The sequence below is a fragment of the Protofrankia sp. Cas4 genome, from assembly GCF_963555915.1.
Lineage (GTDB): Bacteria > Actinomycetota > Actinomycetes > Frankiales > Frankiaceae > Protofrankia.
The window spans coordinates 1-22,068 of sequence record NZ_CAUVXL010000039.1; the positions used below are offsets into that span (position 1 = coordinate 1).

General features: G+C 67.9%; 15 protein-coding genes and 1 pseudogene. 8 read left to right on the forward strand and 8 right to left on the reverse strand.

The annotated features are described in order from the left end of the window. Positions 1-2,521: response regulator (locus U9979_RS04110; RefSeq protein WP_322778334.1), on the forward strand; the 2,521-nt coding region annotated here is incomplete at its 5' end. A 284-nt stretch (positions 2,522-2,805) separates the two neighbouring features. Beyond that, positions 2,806-3,468 (forward strand): response regulator, encoded by a 663-nt coding sequence (locus U9979_RS04115; protein ID WP_416210228.1) that lies wholly within the window; start codon positions 2,806-2,808, stop codon positions 3,466-3,468. A gap of 97 nt (positions 3,469-3,565) precedes the next feature. On the opposite strand, the gene U9979_RS04120 is transcribed toward U9979_RS04115, so the two are convergent. Further along, positions 3,566-5,137 carry an alkaline phosphatase D family protein gene (locus U9979_RS04120; protein WP_322747808.1) on the reverse strand — a complete coding sequence of 524 codons (1,572 nt, stop codon included), beginning with the start codon at positions 5,135-5,137 and terminating at the stop codon, positions 3,566-3,568. A 566-nt stretch (positions 5,138-5,703) separates the two neighbouring features. On the opposite strand from U9979_RS04120, the gene U9979_RS04125 reads away from it, so the two are divergent. Beyond that, positions 5,704-8,118, forward strand: coding sequence for an Hsp70 family protein (locus U9979_RS04125; protein WP_322778335.1), 2,415 nt, complete (start codon positions 5,704-5,706; stop codon positions 8,116-8,118). A 405-nt stretch (positions 8,119-8,523) separates the two neighbouring features. On the opposite strand, the gene U9979_RS04130 is transcribed toward U9979_RS04125, so the two are convergent. Further along, positions 8,524-11,097 carry a serine/threonine-protein kinase gene (locus tag U9979_RS04130; protein ID WP_322778336.1) on the reverse strand — a complete coding sequence of 858 codons (2,574 nt, stop codon included), beginning with the start codon at positions 11,095-11,097 and terminating at the stop codon, positions 8,524-8,526. A 172-nt stretch (positions 11,098-11,269) separates the two neighbouring features. Next, positions 11,270-11,665 (reverse strand): metalloregulator ArsR/SmtB family transcription factor, encoded by a 396-nt coding sequence (locus tag U9979_RS04135; RefSeq protein ID WP_322747811.1) that lies wholly within the window; start codon positions 11,663-11,665, stop codon positions 11,270-11,272. 69 nt (positions 11,666-11,734) lie between these two features. Here U9979_RS04135 and U9979_RS04140 point away from each other — a divergent pair, with 69 nt between their 5' ends. Beyond that, positions 11,735-11,866, forward strand: coding sequence for a hypothetical protein (locus U9979_RS04140; protein ID WP_322778337.1), 132 nt, complete (start codon positions 11,735-11,737; stop codon positions 11,864-11,866). An 80-nt stretch (positions 11,867-11,946) separates the two neighbouring features. Continuing rightward, positions 11,947-12,096, forward strand: a pseudogene (locus tag U9979_RS04145) (aquaporin family protein); the annotation flags it as partial. 85 nt (positions 12,097-12,181) lie between these two features. Here the strand turns inward: U9979_RS04145 and U9979_RS04150 are convergent. The 4 genes from U9979_RS04150 to U9979_RS04165 form a co-directional block, all read right to left on the reverse strand. Then, positions 12,182-12,943, reverse strand: coding sequence for an SDR family oxidoreductase (locus U9979_RS04150; RefSeq protein WP_322778338.1), 762 nt, complete (start codon positions 12,941-12,943; stop codon positions 12,182-12,184). Positions 12,944-13,079: 136 nt separating this feature from the next. Further along, positions 13,080-13,793 carry a DUF305 domain-containing protein gene (locus tag U9979_RS04155; protein ID WP_322778339.1) on the reverse strand — a complete coding sequence of 238 codons (714 nt, stop codon included), beginning with the start codon at positions 13,791-13,793 and terminating at the stop codon, positions 13,080-13,082. Positions 13,794-13,800: 7 nt separating this feature from the next. Then, the gene (locus U9979_RS04160; protein WP_322747815.1) at positions 13,801-15,261 is read right to left on the reverse strand and encodes an FHA domain-containing protein; all 1,461 of its coding nucleotides are present in this window, start codon (positions 15,259-15,261) and stop codon (positions 13,801-13,803) included. Positions 15,262-15,483: 222 nt separating this feature from the next. Next, positions 15,484-17,271 carry a glycoside hydrolase family 15 protein gene (locus tag U9979_RS04165; RefSeq protein WP_322778340.1) on the reverse strand — a complete coding sequence of 596 codons (1,788 nt, stop codon included), beginning with the start codon at positions 17,269-17,271 and terminating at the stop codon, positions 15,484-15,486. A 291-nt stretch (positions 17,272-17,562) separates the two neighbouring features. Between U9979_RS04165 and U9979_RS04170 the strand changes: the two genes are divergently transcribed. Then, on the forward strand, positions 17,563-18,063 hold the full coding sequence (locus tag U9979_RS04170; RefSeq protein ID WP_322755608.1) for a hypothetical protein: 501 nt from the start codon (positions 17,563-17,565) through the stop codon (positions 18,061-18,063). Positions 18,064-18,124: 61 nt separating this feature from the next. Here U9979_RS04170 and U9979_RS04175 read toward each other — a convergent pair whose 3' ends face one another. Then, entirely contained in the window at positions 18,125-18,328 is a 204-nt protein-coding gene (locus U9979_RS04175; protein WP_131745275.1) for a hypothetical protein, read from the reverse strand. A gap of 255 nt (positions 18,329-18,583) precedes the next feature. On the opposite strand from U9979_RS04175, the gene U9979_RS04180 reads away from it, so the two are divergent. Then, positions 18,584-19,867, forward strand: coding sequence for a glycosyltransferase family 2 protein (locus tag U9979_RS04180; RefSeq protein ID WP_322778341.1), 1,284 nt, complete (start codon positions 18,584-18,586; stop codon positions 19,865-19,867). After that, positions 19,864-20,670: a class I SAM-dependent methyltransferase gene (locus U9979_RS04185; RefSeq protein WP_322778342.1), complete on the forward strand. Its 807-nt coding sequence runs from the start codon at positions 19,864-19,866 to the stop codon at positions 20,668-20,670. The genes U9979_RS04180 and U9979_RS04185 overlap by 4 nt, the downstream gene beginning before the upstream one ends. The last annotated feature ends 1,398 nt before the right edge of the window (positions 20,671-22,068 follow it).

The window sequence follows — 22,068 nt, forward strand, 5'->3', positions numbered from 1 at the left end:
CATCGCGCTGGTGACCACGGCGGTGGCCCGCGGCGACCTGTCGCAGACGATCACGGTGTCGGCGCAGGGTGAGATCGCCGAGCTGAAGGACACCGTGAACACGATGGTCGATCAGCTGTCGTCGTTCGCCGACGAGGTCACCCGGGTGGCCAAGGAAGTCGGGATCGAGGGCAAGCTCGGCAGTCAGGCGACGGTCGACGGGGTGGACGGCACCTGGAAGGCGCTCACCGACAACGTCAACCAGCTCGCGTCCACGCTGACCACCCAGCTGCGGGCGATTGCCGAGGTGTCGACTGCCGTTACCCGCGGTGACCTCACCCGCTCCATCACGGTGGAGGCCGAGGGCGAGGTGGCCGAGCTCAAGGACAACATCAACCAGATGATCGCCAATCTGCGGGAGACGACCGACAAGAACGCCCAGCAGGACTGGCTCAAGTCGAACATCGCCCGCATCGGCGGCAAGATGCAGGGCCAGCGTGATCTGTACGCGGTCTGTCAGATGATCATTAGTGAGATGACTCCGGCGGTCGGCGCCCAGCTCGGTACGGTCTACCTGCTTGACTTCATCGAGGGTGACAAGCTGCGCCACGTCGCCGGCTACGGCTCGGCGCCGCGCAAACGGTCCGACGGTACGTTCCTGTTCGGTGAGGGCCTCATCGGCCAGTCCGCGGCGGAGAAGAAGCGCATCCGGGTGGAGGAGGTCCCCGCCGGCTACCTGCGCATCCGCAGTGGTCTCGGGGAGGCGCCGCCCAGTGATCTCGTAGTGACTCCGGTGATCTTCGAGGATCAGGTGCTCGGCGTCATCGAACTCGCATCCTTCACCAGCTTCTCCGAGCTGCATCTGCACCTGGTCGACCAGCTGGTCGGCACGATCGGTGTCGTCCTGAACACGATCATGGCGAACGCGCGGACGGAGGAGCTGCTGGCCCAGTCCCAGCGGCTCACCCAGGAGCTGCGCTCGCAGTCGGTCGAACTCCAGCGCACCAACAACGAGCTGGAGGAGAAGGCCGCGCTGCTGGAGGAGAAGAACGGCGAAATCGAGATGGCCCGGATCGGCCTGGAGGAGAAGGCCGAGCAGCTCGCGCAGTCGTCCCAGTACAAGACGGAGTTCCTGGCGAACATGAGCCACGAGCTGCGGACGCCGCTCAACAGTCTGCTGCTGCTGGCGAAGCTGTTGGCCGACAATCCGGAGGCGAACCTCACCGCCAAGCAGATCGATTTCGCCGAGACGATCCACTCGGCCGGCTCCGAACTGCTCGGGCTCATCAACGACATTCTCGATCTCTCGAAGGTCGAGGCCGGCAAGATGGCCGTGCAGGCCGCGACAGTTCGCACGACCACTCTCTGCGATGCGGTCGCGCAGGTATTCGGTCCGATGGCCGAGGAAAAGGGCCTCTCCTTCGAGGTGACGGTCGCCGGCGACCTTCCCGAGGAGTTCGTCACCGACGAGCAGCGCATCCAGCAGGTACTGAAAAACCTGCTGTCCAACGCGGTGAAGTTCACCGACGCCGGTGAGGTGCGGCTGGATGTGACGGTCGCCACGACCGATGTCGCCTTCACCACGCCGACCTTGTCCGCGGCGCCGGTGGTGCTCGCGTTCAGCGTCTCCGATACCGGCATCGGGGTGGCCACCGACAAACTGCTTATGATCTTTGAAGCGTTCCAGCAGGCGGACGGGACGACCTCACGGCGCTACGGCGGCACCGGGCTCGGGCTGTCCATCAGCAAGGAGCTCGCGCGGCTGCTCGGCGGGTCCATCGGCGTCGCGAGTACGATCGGCCTGGGCAGCACGTTCACGCTCTATGTCCCGTCGGTGATGCCGTCGGAGGTGCTTCCGTCGGCCAACCCGGGGGACAGCGACGAGATCATCGTGCTTCCCGAAACCGGTGGGGCGATGGCGCGCCGGCGGTTGGCCGCTATGTCCGGCACATCCGCGGTGGCTCTCGCCTCCGGACCGCGGCCGGCGGCCGGTGGCGCCGGTCCGGCGCGGGCACTTACATCGGCGGGACTCCACCTACCGGGCGCACGGGCGCGTCGGTCGTTTCGAGGCGGGGCGGAGTCCGACATACCGGACACGCCGTTCCTCACCGGGCTGCCCGCTGATCTGGGCGACCCGGCGGTGACCAGCGGCCTCGACGAGTCCGACCCGCTGGTCGGATCGAGCGTGCTCGTCGTGGACGACGACGTCCGCAATGTCTTCGCGCTGACGAGCGCCCTGGAGATGCACGGAATGCAGGTGCTGTACGCGGACAACGGCCACACCGCGATCCGGTTGCTCCAGCAGGAGGGCCTGTCGATCGACCTTGTTCTGATGGACGTGATGCTTCCGGGGCTGGACGGGAACGAGACCACCTCGGCGATCCGGCAGATGCCCGCGTTCGCCGCCCTTCCCATCGTGGTGCTGACCGCCAAGGCGATGCCGGGAGACCGGGAGAAGAGCTTTGAGGCCGGTGCGACCGACTACATCACCAAGCCAGTTGATCTTGACCATCTACTCGGCACCATGCGGTCTCATCTATAGAGCACCCGAGCCAGCGGGTCCCCGGGCACCGCGGCGCGCCGCTGCCCGGGGTGGGTCGGACCCGGACAGGCCAGGGATGAAAAGCTCGGTTCACCTGCAGGCCTCCGCGTCCGGCGCGGATCTCGTCGCCGTCGGCCAGGCTCGGTGATACTTCCACTGGGCCGGGCCACGGGCCACGGGCCACGGGCCACGGGCCACGCGGAAGCCGGCGGAAGTCATTTGTACGGTTGAGCTCGAAGCCGTGGCCCGATGGGGGCGGTGCGGCGTAAAGGAGGAGGCGGGCGGTGACCGAGCGCAAGGGTGATCTCATGGACGCGGGGGACGCCGAAGACGCGCATGGTGCGGAACGTCCGCGCAGCAAGATTCTTCTAGTGGACGACCGACCTGACAACCTGATGGCCCTCGAGGCGATACTGGCCTCGCTCGACCAGGATCTGGTCACCGCTTCCTCGGGCGAGGAGGCCCTAAAACGTCTCCTGGTGGACGACTTCGCGGTGATTCTGCTCGACGTCCAGATGCCCGGGATGGATGGCTTCGAGACTGCGCATCGGATCAAGCAGCGAGGTCGGACGCGGGACACCCCGATCATCTTCCTCACCGCGATCGACCGGGAGCCGCACCACGCCTTCCGCGGTTACGCGGTCGGTGCGGTCGACTACATTGCCAAGCCGTTCGACCCGTGGTTGCTGCGCGCAAAGGTCACGGTGTTCGTTGAGCTGTTCGAGAAGAACGAGCGGGTCGCCGAGCTTGCCCGGGCCAGGGTCCGGGACTTCGATCTGCTGACCGAGGTCGTCGAGCGACTGTCCGCTCTCGAGGTGGTGCTGGAGGGGGTGTCCCCTGGCAGGCCCGAGGAGACGATAGCCGCAGCCGCGGCCGAGGTACGCGGTCTGGTGACACGGTTGGCGCCGTTCGCCCGGCCCAGCGGCGCCGGAGTCGCCGGGTCCTGACCGGGCCCGGTCAGGACCCGGTCTACCAGGTGATCGACGAAGCCGGTGTCAGCGCACCGACCTCGTCGATCGTCGATCTGTGATTACACGTCGGCGATCAGGCCTTCACAGCACCCGGCGTGCCGTCCTCGATGACCCACTTGCTGTGCAGGAACATCTCGGAGTCCTGCTTGGTGAAGTCCCGCACCGCCCGAAGCTCGGCGGTCCAGTCTTCCTGGGTGATCGTGGACAGGATGTACCCACGGTAGTCGGAGTCGAACATCTTGATGTGCGGGTTGTCGGGGATCGCCTTCCCGATGATCGTCGGGAACGGGATGGGTAGCACGGTGCTGATCGACGTGCCGACCAGCTCGGTCGCGACCACGGGCGAGTTCGGGTCGCGGAAGTCGGTGTGCAGGTCGTTGATCAGGAACGCGTGGATGTCGCCGGTCAGGACTACCGGGTTGGACAGCTTGCTGTCGTACATGCCCTGCAGGACGGTGCGGCGCTCGGCCGCGTAGCTGTCCCAGAACTCGCTCCAGTACTGGACCGTCGGACTGGGATCGATGTCCAGCTGGGCCATCAGGATCTGCTGGGGGAAGACGTTCCACAGCGTCTTGGCGTTGGTGAATCCCTTCAGCAGCCAGTCACGCTGTGGCGCGCTCAGGATGCTACGGGTCGGCTCCTGGTTCTCGGTGCAGTTGACGAACTGGCCGCTGCTCACGCCGTTGTCGTCGCATGCGTGCGCGTCGCGATACTGGCGGGTGTCAAGGACGCTGAACTCGGCCAGCTTGCCGTAACGCAGCCGGCGGTACAGCCGGTAGTCCTGGCGGACCTTGTTCGGCAGCGGCATGTTCTCCCAGTACGCCTGGTAGGCGGCATTGCGACGCACCAGGAACGCGTCCTGCGGGCTGTTGTCCTGATTCGTCTGGAAGGTGTAGTCGTTGTCGACCTCGTGGTCGTCCCAGGTCACCGCCCACGGGTGGGCGGCGTGCGCGGCCTGGAGGTCGGGGTCCGTCTTGTACTGGGAAAGGCGCACCCGGTAGCCGGCGAGGTCGTACGGCTCCAGATTGGCGTGCAGCCGGGACCGTCCGGGCTTCGGCTTGGATTCGTAGATGTAGTCACCGAGGTGGAAGACGATGTCCAGGTCCTGCTCGGCGATGTCCCGGTAGGCCCGGTAGTAGCCCTCTTCGAAGTTCTGGCAGGAGACGTGGGCGATCTTCATCGCGGGGATGTTCCAACCCGCGCCCGGAGCGAGGCGGGTATGCCCGATGGGGCTGCGGTAGCCGTCAATCTCGAACGCGTAGTAGTAGTCCCACGCCGGGAGCAGGCCCTCGACCTCGATGTGGAGGCTGTGCGCCCACTCGGGCGTGGCGGTTGCCGTGCCGGTGCGGACCACGTGGGTCATGGCCTCGTCGTCGGCGACCATCCACCGGACCTTGTAGTTGGCGTTGGGCATGCCGCCGTCGGGGTCAAGCGGTGACGGAGCGAGCCTGGTCCACAGGACGACACCGTGTGACGTCGGCTCTCCCGACGCCACGCCCAGCGTGAAGGGGTAGCTTTTGATCTTCGGTGCACTTATCCGCGCGGCCGGCAGCGACGCGGTCGCGATTCCGGCCGCGGACAGCCCGGACACCACGAGAAAACCGCGGCGTGCCAGGCTCGGGTTGATCGAATCAATAGAATCCATAGCCCCCTCCAAGACTCGAATGGTCTACCTACGGAATGGTGTGCAGGACGGCCTTCCCCGCCGACCGGCCGTGGTCGGCCCTGACGGGGGCGAGCTGGCCACCTCAGTGCTTCTCGGATTTCAGCATCGCGTGCTGTCCGGGTGGTAAACGCATCGAAAATCGTTAACAAAGGATTAATCAATGAAGAAGGGTTCAGCGAAAAAACTCTGCCGGGTGCGCACGATTGTTTTTATCTATGGATCGATTGAATGTATGAATATACGGGGACGGTCAACAAATTGTTGACCAGTAGCTTTTTTGTGGTGGCGGGGTGTGACGGCTTGGGCGCGGGAGGGTCCGATGCCGGTCGTCCGTGGCGCCCCGCACTCCTTGGTCATGATCCATATTGCGTGATCGCGCTGCCGGGGCGACAACGTGCTGATCGACGGTATGTGGATGTAGTAAGACGCGGATATTGCGCCTATAATCCGGGCGGATAAGTTGATCGTGGGCACGTTGATCGGCGTGCTGGTCCTGCTCTTGATCAGCATCGTGGCCGATGTTCGGGGGCGTTGTGGGATATCAGGTGGGAGTCGACCTGGGCTCGGCCAACACCGTGGTCGCTGTGGCCGACGACGGTTGGCCACAGGTGCTGGCGATCGGCGGCGGAACCGACATTCCGACCGTCCTCTACGCCGCGCCCGGCGGCGAGATACAGGTCGGCCGGGCGGCGCAACGCCGCGCGGCCGCCGATCCGGGCCGGGCCGCCCGCGGCTTCCCGCGACAGGTGGGTGATCCGACGCCCATCCTGCTCGGTGACGCTGCCTATACCCCCCAGGCACTGGTGGCACGTCTGCTCGGCTGGGTCGTCGCCGCGGCCACCCGGCTGCGCAAGGCACCGCCTGATCACGTGGTCGTCGCTCATCCGGCCAGCTGGTCGCAGTTTCGGTGCGATCTGTTCACCGAAGCCGTCGGCCAGGTCGATGCCGCAGTCCCCATCACGGTGTGCTCCGCTGCCGACGCTGTCGGCGCGCTGCTCAATCGTCGGGGAGCGGCGACCCCCGGGGCATTCATGGGCATCTACGACCTGGGCGCGGGCTCCTTCGAGGCCGCGGTGCTGGCCGCGATGCCCGCCGGATTCCAGATTGCCGGTACCCCGGCTGGGATCACCCGCGCCGGTGGCATGGACATCGATGAGATCCTGCTCGCCTATGTCCTGCGCATGTTTGGTGACACCGCGTCCGGTCTTGACGACACGAATCCCGCGACGGCCACGGCTCTGCGCCGGTTACGGTATGAGTGCGCCCAGGCAAAGGAGATTCTCTCCGAGGACGACGTGGTTGATATTCCGGTTGACCTGTCATCGCTGGGTCTGCCCCAGGCCGGCCGCGATGCCATGCCGGAATCCGTGCGGTTGACCCGCGACGAGTTCGAGGCCCTTATCCGACCGATGGTGGACGACACGGTCCGGGTGTTCGAGCGCGCACTTCGTTCGGTTCCGGCGACGTCCGCGGACCTGTCAATGTTGCTCCTGCTCGGCGGCTCGAGCCGGATTCCCCTGGTTGGCCGGGTCCTCACCGAGGCATTCCCCGGCATCGGACGGCAGGAGGTCGGCTCGCCCGGCGATGTTGCCCTCGGTGCGGCGCTCATTGCCGCGCAGGGCGCGCACCAGACCGCGCCCCCACTCCAGACGGTGATCATTGCGCCGCCGGCATTGAGTGTCCCGCCGGCGTTGAGTGTCCCGCCGGGTTCGCAGATGCTTCCACCGTCAGGTCCGCCGGTTCGGTCAGTTCCGCCGATTTCGAGCAGCTGGCCCGGGGGAGTCCGGCCGTCGCCGAGCATGCCGCCCACGATCAGCGTGCCGCGGGCCGGGAACGCAGCGCCGGTCCCGGTCACCTCGGTCGAACCGGCCCACGCGGCCCACGCGGCCCGTCGGACGAAAAGGCGCGCGTTCACCGGCTTTGTCGGCACCCGACGGGGAATCGTCTCGGTGGCGGCCACGGTGCTCGTCCTGATCACGGCTACAACGGCCGGAATCGTCGTGACCGCCGACAACAGTGGGTCAGGTACCCCGGTCCCCTCGGCGTCGCTGTTCGCGGTGGACCCGGTCCAGACGGTGGCCGCGCCGAGCGAGGCGTCGGTCCGCCCCGACAACGTCGTCCTCGCCTCCGGTTCCAGCGAGGTCGCACCGATTACAGAAACTGCCTACGCGCTGTTCCGCCGGCAACAGAGCGGCGTTGCGGTCCGCGTCGAATCGACGTCCACCGACGACGGCTTCACGCGGCTGTGCCAGGGCAAGATTGACATAGCCGGGGCCTCCTTCGCATTGAACACCGCGTTCAAGGGCGATCCTGGCTGCGCCGACCGGGTCGCCGAGTTCGAGATCGCCCACAACACGCTGCCGGTCATCGTGAATCCGGCGAACACCTGGGCGCGGTGTCTGACGCTCAGCCAGCTCACAAACGTCTGGAAGAAGGGGTCGACAGTCACCAGCTGGAATCAGATCGATCCGAGCTTCCCGAACGAGCCGGTGGAGTTGTTCGGCCCGGCTCCGACGTCCGTCCACGGCCAGGTTTTCAACAACGAGGTGAACGGGGCGAGCGACAACGTCCGTGGGTACCGCGCGGTTGAGCTGGAAGCCGTGGCGCAGAACGTCGCCCAGAACAAGGACGCACTGGGCTTCCTCGACTTCCCGACGTTCGAGACCTACGGCAACAAGATTCGCGGCCTGGAGCTCGACAATGGCAGCGGCTGTGTGTCGCCGTCGGTGGTGTCCGCCGGGACCGGCACTTATATCCCGCTGTGCAAACCGCTCTACCTGTATGTGAGCAAAGAGGCCCTGCGTAAGCCGGCCACCGCCGCATTTGTCAACTTCTATGTGCGTAACGGCAAGGACATCGCGTTCAGGTCCCACGAGGTGCCGCGTAACGACGAGACGACGACAGGCAACATCAACCTTGCTGAGAAGCTCACTGCGGGGGTCGGCCCGGTCACAACATGACTGTGTCCGACGTGGGGCGTCGGACTGACAGGATCCCGTATTCAACCGTCGCGTATTCAACCGTCGCGTATTCGCCCGGCTGGCACGGCCGACAGTCACTCTTCGTCGGTGGATGGGGTACGTGCCGGCGCCAGGCGGCCCCGCGACGCCGCGTCCCCTATTGCCGGTCGCTTTTAACGATGTGAATCTGATGCTCCTACCACAACACCAGATTCACATCGTTTCCAAAAAGCGCCCGGATAGAAGACCACTATCCCGGCCTCTTCCGCTTTGCCGGCCGGGCGCGGACGGCCCGCGCGCTGATCGAACGATACTTCTCAACCTCCCCCTAGGGCCTGCTTCCTGGATATGGGTGGGGGCGATACCAGCGAAGATCTAGAAAGCAGGCCCTCATCGTCGCGGGGGCTATTGCGGGCAGGGGTCGGAGTAGGGAACCTGCGGAGCCCACTGCGTCCACCGCTCGCGGCTGAGTCGGAAGCGGGGATCCGCGCAGGCGGTCCGGGCAAGCGTGTCCGGACCGGTCGACAGCACCCGTAGATCGCCGTTGGAGCCGCCGGCCGCGAACGCGTAACCGTCTCCCGACACCGCAAGTCGGCTGACGGCCTTGTTCCGGTCGACGAGCCGGGTCAGTTCGACGGGTTTCGCGGTGGCGTCCCAGAACACGATGGCGCCGTCGGCGCCAGCGGACACCAGCAGACCGTCCGCGCCGAAGGCTGCGCCGGTCACGCGATCGTCGTGGGCGCTCAGGATGGCCGTCGCCCGCGGTTTGACGGGGTCCGTCAGATCCCACAGCCGCACCGTATGATCGTCACCACCGGTTACCGCGGCACGTCCATCCTGACTGAAGGCCACCGTTACCACCGCACCGACGTGTCCGGTCATGGTGGCGACCTGGTGGGGCTGCGCCGGGTCGGTCAGATCCCATAGCCGCACGGTTTCGTTCACGGCAGCGGTGGCGAGAAGCCGACCGTCCGGGCGCAGTGCGATGTCGGTCACCAGCCCGCTGCGGTTGGTCAGAAATGTGAGCGATGTCGGATGTCGCGGATCGCTGATGTCCCACAGCCCGACCGTTCCGTCCGCACCCACCGTCACCAGCAGCCTGCCGGAGGTGTCGAACACGAGCCGGACCACCGGGCTGATATGACCGTCGAGCCGGCTGACCCCGCCGGTAGCACCGGTTCCGCCGGTTCCGCCGGTTCCGCCGGTTCCGCCGGTTCCGCCGGTTCCGCCGGTCTCCCAGGTCCGGTCGGCCCAGAGCCGGGCGGTGTTGTCGCCGCCGCCGACCGCGAGGCTGCGGCTGTCCGCGCTCAGCGCGACACCGCTTGCCGGCCCGGTCACCGCCGGGCTGAGTTCGGCGGCCAGGGTCGGCTTGCCGCGGTCGCTGAGATCCCACAGCCGGACCCGGCCGTCGGCGTCGACCTCGGCGAGGGTCCGGCCACGGGCGTCCCAGGCGACATCGATCACCGTCGCGCCGCGTTGTGGCAGCGACACCGCGGATGACGCGACGAATGACGCGACCATGGCGCGCCGTGCCTGGGTCGTCGGGGCGATCCGGTATGCGGCGACGGCGAGTTGGCCGGCCAGCTCTGGGTCGCGCTGACGCTGTGTGTCCGCGTTGCCGGCAAGCTGCCGGGACACCGCGGCTCGGTCCACGCCCGTCGGACCGCTGTTTCGGCCTGCGGTTGCGACGGCCAGGACGGACGCCGTCGCAACCGCCGCCGTGAGACAGCTGAGCAGGACAAGCCCGCGTCGGCCCAGGCGCCGGCGGCGTGGGGCGGGCGTGACGGGGGCGGCCATTCGTCGGGCTGGCATTGATCCGGCTGGCATGGACCCCGCCGGCGCCGGCGATACCGCGGGGTACGGCGATACCGCGGGGTACGGCGAGACCGGTACCGGCGAGACCGATACCGGTCGCGGCGGTCGCGGCGGTACCGGCGGTACCGATGGGACGAGCCCCACGGTGCCACCGCCGTCTGCCGGCGCTGGCGCTGGCGCCGCCGCCGAATCACGCTGCGGGAGCGCCAGGCGTCGGCGCGATCGACCGCCCCCCGCGGATCCTTTGCGCAGCCGTCCCGTCGATCGTCGGGTCGTTTCGGGTCCGCCCAGGCTCGCGGGGTCCAGGCTGCCCGTCAGGACGGCCCGCAGCGCGTCCGCACTCGGGCGTTCGGCTGGATCCTTGCGCATCGCGCGGGCGACCAGTTCGCGCAGGTCGTCGGGGATACCAAGAAGGCGTGGCTCGTCGTGGATGATCCGATAGAGGATCACTTCGGTAGGTCCTTCGCCCCATGCCGGATGGCCGGTCCCGGCGAAGATGACCACGCTTCCCCAGGCGAACACGTCCACGGCTGACGTGACGCCCTCGTCGAGGATCTGCTCGGGCGCCATGTAGGCGGGTGTGCCGATCGGTTGTGCGCCGACATGGCTGATGTTGGTCAGAATGCTTGCCGACCGGGCGAGCCCGAAGTCGATCACTTTGGGGCCGACCGGTGACAGCAGCACGTTGGCCGGGGTCAGGTCGCGGTGGATGATGCCGGCATTGTGGATGGCGCTCAGTGCCGTTGCTACGCTCAGTGCGAGATGTTCAAGGTCGGCGGGTCGCAGCGGGCCGCGGGCGCTGACCATCCTCGACAGCGTCGGTCCCTCGACGTATTCGGTGACAAGGTAGGGCTGGGGGCCGTCGGGGTCGGCGTCGAGTACGGCCGCGGTCGCGAAGCGCTTCACCTTGCGGGCGCTTTCGGCCTCACGCCGGAACCGGGCGCGGAACTCGGGGTGTTCGGCGAGATCCGGGCGGATCACCTTGATCGCTACCCACTGGCCGTCCTGGCCGGAAGCGTCGGGGCGGGAGGCGAGGAAGACGGCACCCATCCCGCCCTGCCCGAGGCGGCCTGCGACGCGGTACGGTCCGAGCTCGCGGGGGTCGTCCGGCCGCAGCGGAGCCACGACAGCGCCCGACACGGGCGGTGGCGTCGTTCCCGGCACGGCTGCACCCCCCGGAAACGCGTCGACTTCCATGGTCCGATAGTGGTGTCACGGTACGCCACGCCCATGGTGGGGCGTCCAGAGCCTCGTGGCACCGGATGTTCGATCGCGATCATTCTCGCGCACCCGCCGCCGTCAGGGCAATCCCGTTATGGCGGGCGGCTCGGCGAGTTCAGCCGGATAGCGTGCCACCCGCGGGATCCTCACCCGGCGTAATCAGACTGCCGAGAGCGGCCAACCGTGCGGGAACGGCCTGGTAATAGGACCACACCCCGCGTTTGTCACGGGTGAGTAGGCCGGCGTCTACGAGCACCTTGAGGTGGTGGCTGATCGTGGGCTGGGTCAGTCCCAGTGGTTCGGTCAGCTCGCACACGCACGCCTCACCGCCGGCATGGGCGTAGATCAAGGAGAGCAGCCGCAGCCGGGTGGGGTCGGCGATGGCCTTGAGGACACCGGCGAGCTGGGCGGCCGCCTCGGCGGAGAGGGGTTCGCGCGAGAGCGGGGTGGCGCAGGCCCAGTCCGCATTCGCGGATGCCTCCGTCCCGAAACGGATGCTGGTCGCGGTCATGACTTCAGCATGCCTCGGCTATTGACAGCCGTCTATGGCTGGGGCACGCTCGACGCCATCGAGATATAGATGTTTGTCGATGTCTGGAGTTTGGTCATGATGGCGAGCCGGGTGCAACTGGCGCTGAACGTCTCGGATGTGGATGTGGATGTGGATGTGGATGCTGGCGAGCTGTTGACCGTCATCACCCCCGCCCCGTGACCGCCGGGCAGACCCCGCCGCAGACCCCGCCGCAGACCCCGCCGCTGGCACGGCGGCTCGCGGCGGAGGCGGTCGGCAGCATGCTGCTCGCCAACCTGATGTTCGACCTGCCAGCGGTATCGATCTCCACCCATCACCGGGCGTCCGGACCACACCTGCTGTCGGAGGTCGTGGCGACCGCGGGCCTCCTGCTTGTCATCTTCGCGCTGGCCCGACCCATCCGCGACGACATCGATGCCCGGGTCCGCGCCCTGCTCGCGGATCTTGTCCCCGCCGACGTCTGATCATCTGGGACGTCCGCAATGCCGGGCACTCTTACCCGGACGGCAGCATGCGCGTCGGGCGCATCACGACCTCGGTGACGGTTGTGTGGATGGGCAGCGCGAGCACCGCCGTCACCATCTCGGCGACGTCCTGCGGCGCCATGAGCGCGTCTGGCGCCCAGGGCCGGCCCTCGGCCTGGAGCACCCGGCGCTGCATGGCGGTCGCCGTCCGGCCCGGAAGCATCGTGCACACGCGGACGTCGGCGTCGGCCACCTCTGCGCGCAGGCTGTCCGCGATCGCGCGCAGCGCGTGCTTGGTGGCGGCATACTGGCCGATCTTCGGGCTGGCGGAGATGCCCTGGGTCGAGTTGACGAAGATGACGTCCCCGCCGCAGCGTCGGCCGGCGCACAGCAGATCCGGGAGCAGGAGCTGGGTGAGGGCGTAGGGCGCACGGACGTTCACCGCGTACTGGTGGTCAAGGTCGCTGATGTCCGCGTCCGCCATGGGCGAACGTTGATAGGCACCAGCCGAGTGGATCAGGATGGACAGGCCGCCGAACTGCCGGCGGACAGCCTCGGCGAGCTCGGCCCGGGCATCGGTGTCGGTGATGTCCGCCCGGTGGAGGTGGATCTCGGCTCCGTGGCCGCCCGCCTGCGCGGCCAGCGCGTCCAGCGCGGGCTGGTCCCGGCCGGTCGCGATGACCGACGCGCCCGCGACGGCGAGCCGCACGGCGATGGCGTGTCCGATCCCGCTGGACGCGCCGGTCACCAGCGCCGTGCGGCCGACCAGCTCCGGCGGCCGATGCGCGGTCACGCGCGGCCGAGATGGTCCGCAAGGCGGTGAAGCCCCGCCACCGCCTCGGGGAAAGCTCGGGTATCCGGGTGGGCTGTGGTCACAGCCGCCTACGGTACGCCCGAGGTGTCCTCGTCCCGGGCACTCCAAGTCCGCATCAGGCCGGGGGAGCTCCCATGGCGTGCAGGTCGGCCTCCATCTGGTCGATTTCGATCGCCTGGTTGATGACCATCGCCCGGGCCAGTGCCCGCACATCGGGCTCCTGTGCGCGAGCCGCGGCCTCCTGCGCCATCGTGAGCCCGCCACGGTGATGGCGGATCATGAGGGCGAGGAAGAGGGTGTCCAGCTCCCGCCCGGAGGCCTTCGACAGCTGGCCCAGTTCTGCGTCGGTGGCCATTCCGGGCATCCGCGTAGAATTCGTGGTCGCCCCGTCATGCCCGGAAGCGTCATGCCCGGAGCTGTCATGGCTCACCAGGTGCACGGATCGCATCCAGCCCATCGGCGGGTCGGTTGAGATCTGCGCCAGGCCCCACTGGGTCAGCCACGCCGACATGATGCCGATCTCCCGCTGTTGGGTGAGCGCAACGTCCTCGGCGACACCACGTTGTGTCATGTCGGCGCCCCCGCGGAACTCGACCATTGCTATCTGGACGGCCTGGGCATGATGGGCGGACATGTCGCGGGCGAACCCGGCGTCCACGGAACCCTCGTCGGGAGCCTGGTCGACAAGCCCGCGCAGGCCTGCGCCTGCGGCCAACAGGGCGACCACCAGGGCCAGCACCAGCGGCACCCAGCGGGAGGCTCGCCGTAGCCGCGCCGTCCGGGCGCCGCCTGTGTCGTCGCCGCCCACCTCGGGCCTCTCGGTGGCCACGCTGCGCTCAGCCCTGCATCGGCGGGTTGAACACGAACGTCCGCTTGCCCACCTGGACCCGGGTGCCGGGGACAAGCGGAGCCGGGTCGTGCGGGTTCAGCGGTGTCCACACTGTCGCCTCGGGCGGCGCGATGTAGGTGCCGTTCGCCGAGCCCTGGTCGGCGATGACCGCGTCCCACCCGCTGAGCGTGATGACCGCGTGGACCCGGGACACCGCACTCTCGCCGTCCTCGAGCATCAGCGGGCGGGCGCGACCCGCCTGTACCGCCTCGTCCCGGTCGGGCTGCCGGCCGATCACCAGGTTGGTATCGACGTGGACCTCGGTGCCGTCGTCGAGGAGGATTACCCCGATCGTCGGTCGGGGGCCCCAGACCGGATTGCCGGTCTGCCGGGCCAGCGACAGCCCGCATTCGGTGCAGTAGGGCGCGTCGGGGTGGTTGAAGTGGTCGTTGGTGCAGAGGATTCCCTCGACCTGCGCTTCGGACTGGCCGGGCAGCATGGTCGGGGCGTCCTGGTCGTCGAACAGGTCGGCGACATCGAGACCGCGGCCGGGCAGTTCGGTAAGCGCCTCGCTCTCGGTGTCCTCCATCCGGGCGGCCGCCGAGTCCCGGCCTGCGAGTTCGGTCGGCGGGTCGCCATCGGCGGCCGTGAGCGCGGCGAAGTCCGCGGCCTGGGTGGGCTGTCCGCTTTTGGGCCAGTGCGCCCCTTGCGCGATGTCCTGGCTGTTGAGTGGGGCCAGCGCCGGTGGCGCCGTGGACATCGACGACATCGGCGACATCGGCGACATGGACTCGGGGGACGACCCGGCCCCCGCTCCAGCACCCGACGACGGGATCGGCTCCGCCGAGGTCATCGGGTCGCGCGGCCCGCCGATTTCAGCCAGGAAGTCCTCCTCTGCCCCCCTGGGCACGACCGGTATTGGCGAGTCGGAGATCACCAGTGACGCTCCGATACCGGGTACGGCGCCGATTCGCAGGTCCAGCGGGAAGGCTTCGCGCGTCGGCTCGCTCACGGCGCCGACGATGCCGCCGGGCCCAACTGTGCCAACCGGCCCGATGTCAAGTCGACCGACCTCGGCGGGTAGGAGGCGGTCCACCCAGGTGGCCGACTCGGCGCCGGACAGGGCAAGTGGGGTCGGCCCGTAGGCGGCCAGCTCCATCGAGCCGTGGATCAGCGCGGCCAGACGGTCACCCACCCCGGCCAGCAGGGTGAAGTCGGGTACGGCGTCCGGGTCGGCGTCCGCGAGCAGCCCCGCAACCCGGCGTACCAGCCGTCGGCCCGTAGTCGACGCCGGCCCCGAGTCACCGGCGACCTCGGCGCACATCGCCAGCAGCGTCTTGGCTACCTCGTGAGTCTCGGGACGCCCGGCGCGGGCGACGACAAGGACTCCCGGCAGACGGACCACCACCCCGGTCTCGGCTCCGCGTCCGGTCACCACCTCGACCCGGAAACGGTCAAGTCCCGCCATCGTCGCGCCCCTCGTCCATCGTCCCTGCAGCGTCCCTGGCTCAGCCCTGGTGGGCCGGATGTACCCACCCATCCTGCCGGTGGATCCGGCACCCGTCAGCAACATGTCGTCTTCCAGCCGACATGCGGGCACCCACCGCTGTTGTGTCGTCTGTTGGGTCGTTCAGCGGTGGCCCGGTGCTTCGCCGGGCCACCGCCGGGCCACCGCCGGAGGATTTCGGAGTCAGCCGAGGGTCCGGTCCAGGTGGACGGCCGCACTGATCAGGGCGAGATGGGTGAACGCCTGTGGGAAGTTTCCCAGGGCCTCGCCGGACGGTCCGATCTCCTCGGCATACAGGCCGACGTGGTTGGCGTAGGTGAGCATCTTCTCGAACACCAGCCGAGCCTCGGTCACCCGGCCCGCGCGGGTGAGCGCTTCGACGTACCAGAACGAGCACAGGTTGAACGTGCCTTCGTCCCCGTGCAGACCGTCGCTGCCGTCGGCGGCGTAACGGCGTACCAGACTGTCGCTGACGAGGTCCTCACCGACGCGGTCGAGGGTTGACAGGAAGCGCGGGTCGGTGGGTCCGGCGAACTTGACCAGCGGCATGCACAACAGGGAGGCGTCCAGCCTGGCTGACCCGGGATGTTCCATGTATGCGCCGCGGGCCGGATCCCATGCCGCGTTCTGAACGAAACGGTACGCGCGGCCGGCATAATCCTTCCATTCGTTCGTGGGGCCGGGCAGCCCGCGCTGGCGGGATATCCGACACGCACGTTCAAAGGCCACCCAGGTCATCAAGGCTGAATAGGTGAAGCGTTGCCGGCCGCCACGCGTCTCCCAGATACCTTCATCCGGTTCCTCCCAGTGTTTGGCGAGCCAGTCCAGCTGGCGGGAAAGCGCCTCCCACAGCTGGAAGGAAATCGGTGCGGCGAGTTTGTTGTACAGGTAGACTGAGTCCATGAGCTCGCCGTATATGTCGAGCTGGAGCTGGCCGGCGGCGCCGTTACCGATCCGTACCGGTTTCGAGTCGCGGTAGCCGCGCAGATGCTCGAGCACGATCTCGTCAAGATCGGCGTTGCCGTCTACGCTGTAGAGGACGTGCAGGCCTTTGCCGGCCGGCGCCTCGTGGCAGCGCTGTTCCAGCCAGTCCATGAAGGCTGCGGCCTCGTCGGTGAACCCGAGCGTCATCAGAGCGTATGTGGTGAACGCGGCGTCGCGGATCCAGGTATAGCGGTAGTCCCAGTTTCGGATGCCGCCGAGTTCCTCCGGCAGGGATGTGGTCGGCGCGGCGACCAGCGCCCCGGTCGGCCGGTAAACGAGCAGTTTGAGAACGAGCGCAGAACGGTTCACCATCTCCCGCCAGCGTCCGTGGTACCGGCTGCGGCGCAGCCACGTCTGCCAGTAGGTGAGGGTGCGGTTGAACAGGCGGTCCGCCTCACCTTCCACGAGCGGGCGGATGGGCGTGTTCCATTCCAGGACGACGTCCGCGGTTTCACCGGTGTCAAGCGCGAATGTCGCGGTGACGCCGTCATCGTCGGCGACAAGAGGCACGCAGGTGCGTAGGGTGAGGGTTCCGACGGGGGAGTCGAACACAGCTCCCTGACCGTCAACAATCGTAACCGTATGCGATGCGCGCCCATAGTCGAAGCGCGGGTGGCAGCGTAGGGAGAACTCGGCTCGCCCACGGACAGCCCGGGCCTGGCGGACGATCACGTGCGGGGCCTCGGTGATGTCGCTGTCGACCGGGACCATGAAGTCGACGACCTCTCCGACGGCCTGCGGCGCGAGGAAACGCGTCATCAGCACGTTGGAGTCCGGTAGGTAGAGCTGCTTGGCACGGGAACCGGGACAGTGGATGCGGAACGCTCCGCCGCGTTCGGAGTCGAGCAGGCTCGCGAACACCGATGGGCTGTCGAAGCGCTGCGGGCAGTACCAGTCGATGGTGCCGTCAGTCGCGACGAGTGCTACCGTGCGCAAATCGCCGATGACCGCGTGTTCCTCGATGGGGGGATAACCGGTGTCGCGCATTGGTGGCCTCCGGGTGGGTGCCAAAGGATCGTCCGTTCCAGCGATTCCGCGAACGTACGTCCACCCCATGGCTCGCGGGCATCAACTCCGTGAAGTGTCGGGTTATGCATGGTCGGGCCGCCGGCGCCGGAGAGGTATAGATCTGTGACAGCGGGTGTGCCCCGTCCCCCGAAGCGACGGGCGCAGAGGGGCGTAGACGGGCGCCTGTGTCGGCCACCACCCATATCACCCTACGATCACGCCATGCCGGCGCAGAGACCAACGGCCCCCGATGGCCGAGGCGGTCTCGTTATGTTCGCCACCGGTGACCGGGTATCCCCGGCGGATGATCTTGGTGGCGGAGTCTGGTCGCGGTGCGGAACCGTCCTGGCGGTGCACGCGGCACCACGGCGCGAGTCCGGGCTGGGCGAAGAGGACGGGGTGCGGGTCGAGACAGCCGGCTGGGTACCGCCGAGCGCGGCCCGTGCAACGGTGCTCTGGGACGACGGCACGGCTGAAATCATCGCCGAGGACCGCCTGTTCATGGTCTACGATCAGCAGGAGCCGATCGGTATCCGCGTCGTCACCCTGCCCATGCCGGGTTCCATCGACATCGTCGAGCACGGCGGGCACATCGTGCTGCTGCTGCGCGAGGGTCTGCTGCCTCCCCACGAGCTTGCGGATCTGCGGGACAAACTGCGCAGAGTCCGCGCGTCACTCGCGCCGGAGAGCGTCGACAGTCGTTCGCCGGCGGAGATCCGCCGGCGCGACCTCGAACTGCTGCGTGCTCTTATCGCCCAGCTGACCGGCTAGGGCCTGTGGCTGGCGCCACCGTCCCCATCCACAACCCGCTTCGCGGTGATGTGGGTCGCCGTCACGACGTGGAATAAGGGCCTGGGCGCACGGCTGGGCCGCCATAGGAGCTGCCGTTGAGGCTCCCCCGGGGCGGCTGCTCGGTCATCGCCTGACTGACCTTGGACGCGATGGCTTCGGTCAGTCGGATCGCCTGCGTGAGCGACAGGTTGAGCACGATCTCGCTGTCATCGGTCATCGCGAAGCGTACCGACACATCCGCCATGGTGGTTCCTTTCCTCCTGCGTCGGCCGCGAGTGGCCGCGGTTGGTGCTCCACGATCCCCGATCGTGCCATCGCGCCGACAGGTACCCCCCGGCGGGCTCGGCCTGCGCTCTCGGGCTTCGGTGAATAATTTTACGGAAGGTTCTAAAAATTTTACCCAACGTGACAGACCCGCGGGTCACCGTTGCCGCTGTTTCGCCTTAAGTATCAGTACTGTCACCGATGGTATCCATTGTCGATCATCTCGGGAGGCTGGGTGACTGAGAATCGGGCGGCCTTGACGGCCCGGCCAGCCGCGGTTGCGATCGCTGGACACGGCCGGACGGACCCAGTCGGTACCGGCACCGGACGCGGCGCCGTAGAGATCCCCGCAGAGGTTTCCGTCGAGATTTCCGTGGTGATGCCGTGCCTCAACGAGGAGGCGTCGGTCGGGGCCTGCGTTGCCAAGGCGTTCGCGGGCCTTGCCGCGGCCGGTCTCGGCGGAGAGGTGATCGTCGTCGACAACGGCTCGACGGACGACTCGGTAGCGGTCGCATGCTCGGCCGGCGCGCGTGTCCTGACGGAGCCCCGACGCGGCTATGGAAACGCGTACCTCACCGGATTCGCGGCCGCTCGCGGTCGCTATCTGGTAATGGGTGACTCCGACGATTCATATGATTTTTCGGAACTTCCTGTGCTCGTCGAGCCGTTGCGGATCGGCCGCGCCGACTACGTTCTCGGCTCCCGCTTCACCGGCAGGATCATGCCTGGTGCGATGTCGTGGTCCCATCGCTATCTGGGTAATCCGGTGCTGACCGGGATCCTCAACCGGATCTTCGGTCTCGCTTCGTCTGATGCCCATTCCGGGATGCGTGCGTTCACCCGCGGCGCGTATGAGCGGATGGATCCGCGGTGCGAAGGAATGGAGCTCGCCTCCGAGTTGATCATTTCGGCTGCCCGGGCCGATCTGCGGGTCGAAGAAGTGCCGATCACATATCATCCCCGGGTCGGTGCGTCCAAGTTACGGTCGCTTCGGGACGGCTGGCGGCACCTGCGTTTCATGTTGCCACTCGCACCTCGTCACCTGTTCGTCGGCCCGGGGCTGGCGTTGCTCGGGCTTGGCGTCGCCGGGCAGCTCGTACTCTTGCCCGGCGCCCTCGACGTCGGCTTTCACCGCTTCGACGTCCATTTCTGCGTGTTGTTCGCGATGGTTGCCATCCTCGGTTGGCAGGTGGTGCTCCTCGGGCTCTTCGCCGATGCCTACAACCGCGGCCTGGGCTGGGCCCAGCGTCCGCGCCGCCTGCTCGCCTGGGTGGACCGGCGGTTTACCCTCGAGCGCGGCCTCGCGGCCGGCATCCTGCTGTTTGTCATCGGGTTGGTAATCGACGCGGTCGTTCTCGCTCGCTGGATCGCCGCTGGTCTCGGCCCGATTGACGAACTGCGACCGGCTCTGCTGGCCATGACGTTGATGGTGCTCGGTGCGCAGAGCGTCTTCGCCTCCTTCTTCCTGCATCTACTGACCGTGGGTCGCCCCGGATCCGCCGAAGCGGGCTCGACATGACCGCGGTGCTGGCCGGTGAGCCGGCGCTGATCCCCGTTTCCGCCGGCGTAGACCCGCGGGTACTGGAGAATCATCTGGGTGGCGCGGACGCGGTCAACTACCGGCGTTTCGAACTCGACCTCGTCTCGCCGTACTGCGGCCGGCGCATTCTGGAGGTCGGGTCGGGTCTTGGAGACTTCGCCGCGGGCCTGCACGGTTATGATCATCTCATCGTCTCGGATACTGATCCGTTGTGTCTACGGACACTGAGTGCCCGCTTTGCCGGGCGCGCGGATGTCGACGTGGTCACGCTCGACGTCGCCGGTCGGTCCAGGGCTGGCCGGCCCGGGGCTGGCCGGTCCAGGGCCGAACGGGCCGCGGCGTTGGTGCCCGCGGTGCGTCCGGTTGACACATTGATCATGATGAACGTCCTGGAGCACATCGAAGACGACGTGGCCGCACTGCGACGGCTGTCCCGCCTGGTGATTCCCGGCGGTCGCATCGTGCTGTGGGTGCCGGCCTATCCGGCGCTGTACGGCGAGTTCGACCGCATGGTCGGTCATTTCCGTCGCTACACGCCAGCCACCCTGCGGCGGCCGGTGGAACTGGCCGGCCTGCGCGTCGAGCGGGTGCATCCCGTGAACCTGCTGGGCGGCATCGCCTGGTGGGTGGCTGTCCGGCGGGCGGGCCAGCGCAGCGCGGACCCTCGGCTGGTACGCCTATACGACCGGGTCATCGTGCCGATCAGCCGATGTGTCGAACGGCGGATCCGGGTGCCGTTCGGGCAGTCGGTGTTGTGCGTGGCGACCCGGCCGGTGCCGTGACGGGCCGCTGCATGACCGGCCGCTGCATGACCGGCCGATGACGTGGGTTGGCCGGCGCTGTGGCGGCAGACGAGTCGGTTATGCGCCCGGCACCGCCTGTTCGCGGTGCTGGTGGCGGGCGGTAGCCTGCTGCGGCTCGCGGCGCTCGCCGCCTACTGGCCGGCGTTGGAGTTCTACGGCGACTCGTATTCCTACCTGCGGTACGCCCGCGAGCTCAGCCCGGATCCGGTCCGGCCGTTCGGGTACTCCGCGTTCCTGCGCCTGTTCGCGTGGTCACCGTCGTTGGTGGTGGTTCCTGCCGTCGCGCACCTGCTAGGTCTCGGTATCGGTGTCGCGCTGTACTACCTGTCGCTGCGGCGTGGGTTACCCCGGTGGCTCGCGGCGTCGGCTGCCGCGCCTGTTCTGCTGGATGCCTATCAGGTGGACATCGAGCAGATGGTCATGGCCGAGACGCTGTTCGCCACCCTGCTGGCCGCGGCGATCGTCGTGCTGCTGTGCCGCGCACGCCCGACCGTCGCCATGTCCGCCGGCGCCGGCATCCTGCTGGCCGCGGCCACCCTCACCCGTTCGGTGGCGCTGGTGCTGGGGTTGCTCGCCGCCGTCTACCTGCTCGCCCGCAAGGCCGGGATCCGACGGCTGCTCGCATTCGTCCTGTGCTGGGCAGCACCGCTGCTGGCCTACGCGGCCTGGTTCGCCGCCGCGCAGGGGAGTTTTGCGCTGCAGAATGTCGACGGGATGTTCCTCTGGGGCCGGGTCGCGCCGTTCGCGGACTGCGCCCGTTTCGAGGTGACGCAGGGCGAGATCCCGCTGTGCTCTCCGCATCCAGCCGACGAGCGGCCCGGGCCCAATTTCTACGACTGGGACCGCGCCAGCCCGCGGTACCGCTTTCGGGCGTTCGACGCGCAGACCAATGCGTTGTTCCGACACTTCGCGATCAAAGTGATCGTGGCGCAGCCCCACCAGTACGCCACGCTGGTGGCACATGACGTCGCGCACTACTTCTCCCCGTCGCGTCACGCCGAGCCACCGGACTGGTATCTCGGGAGCTGGCGGTTCCCGTCCGGGCGGGTTGATCCACGCTGGCACATCGACCTGGTGCTGTGGGACGTCGGCGGCGCGGCCGTGCCCCGCCGTTATGATCCGCTGCTGGGTGGTCTGCTGCGGGGATACCAGTCGTTCGGCTTCATGCCAGGCCCGCTGCTCGGCGCCTGCGCGCTGGTCGGTGTCCTGGCGTCGATGGTCGCCTCCGGTTATGGTTCCGTCCGGGCACGCCACGACTGTCTGCTGTTGGTCGCGATGGGGCTCGCCCTGCTGGTGGTGCCCTGCGCGACCGCGGTGTTCGACTACCGTTACATGCTGCCGACCCTGGTCTGCCTGCCGCTGGCGGGGGCGTTCGGG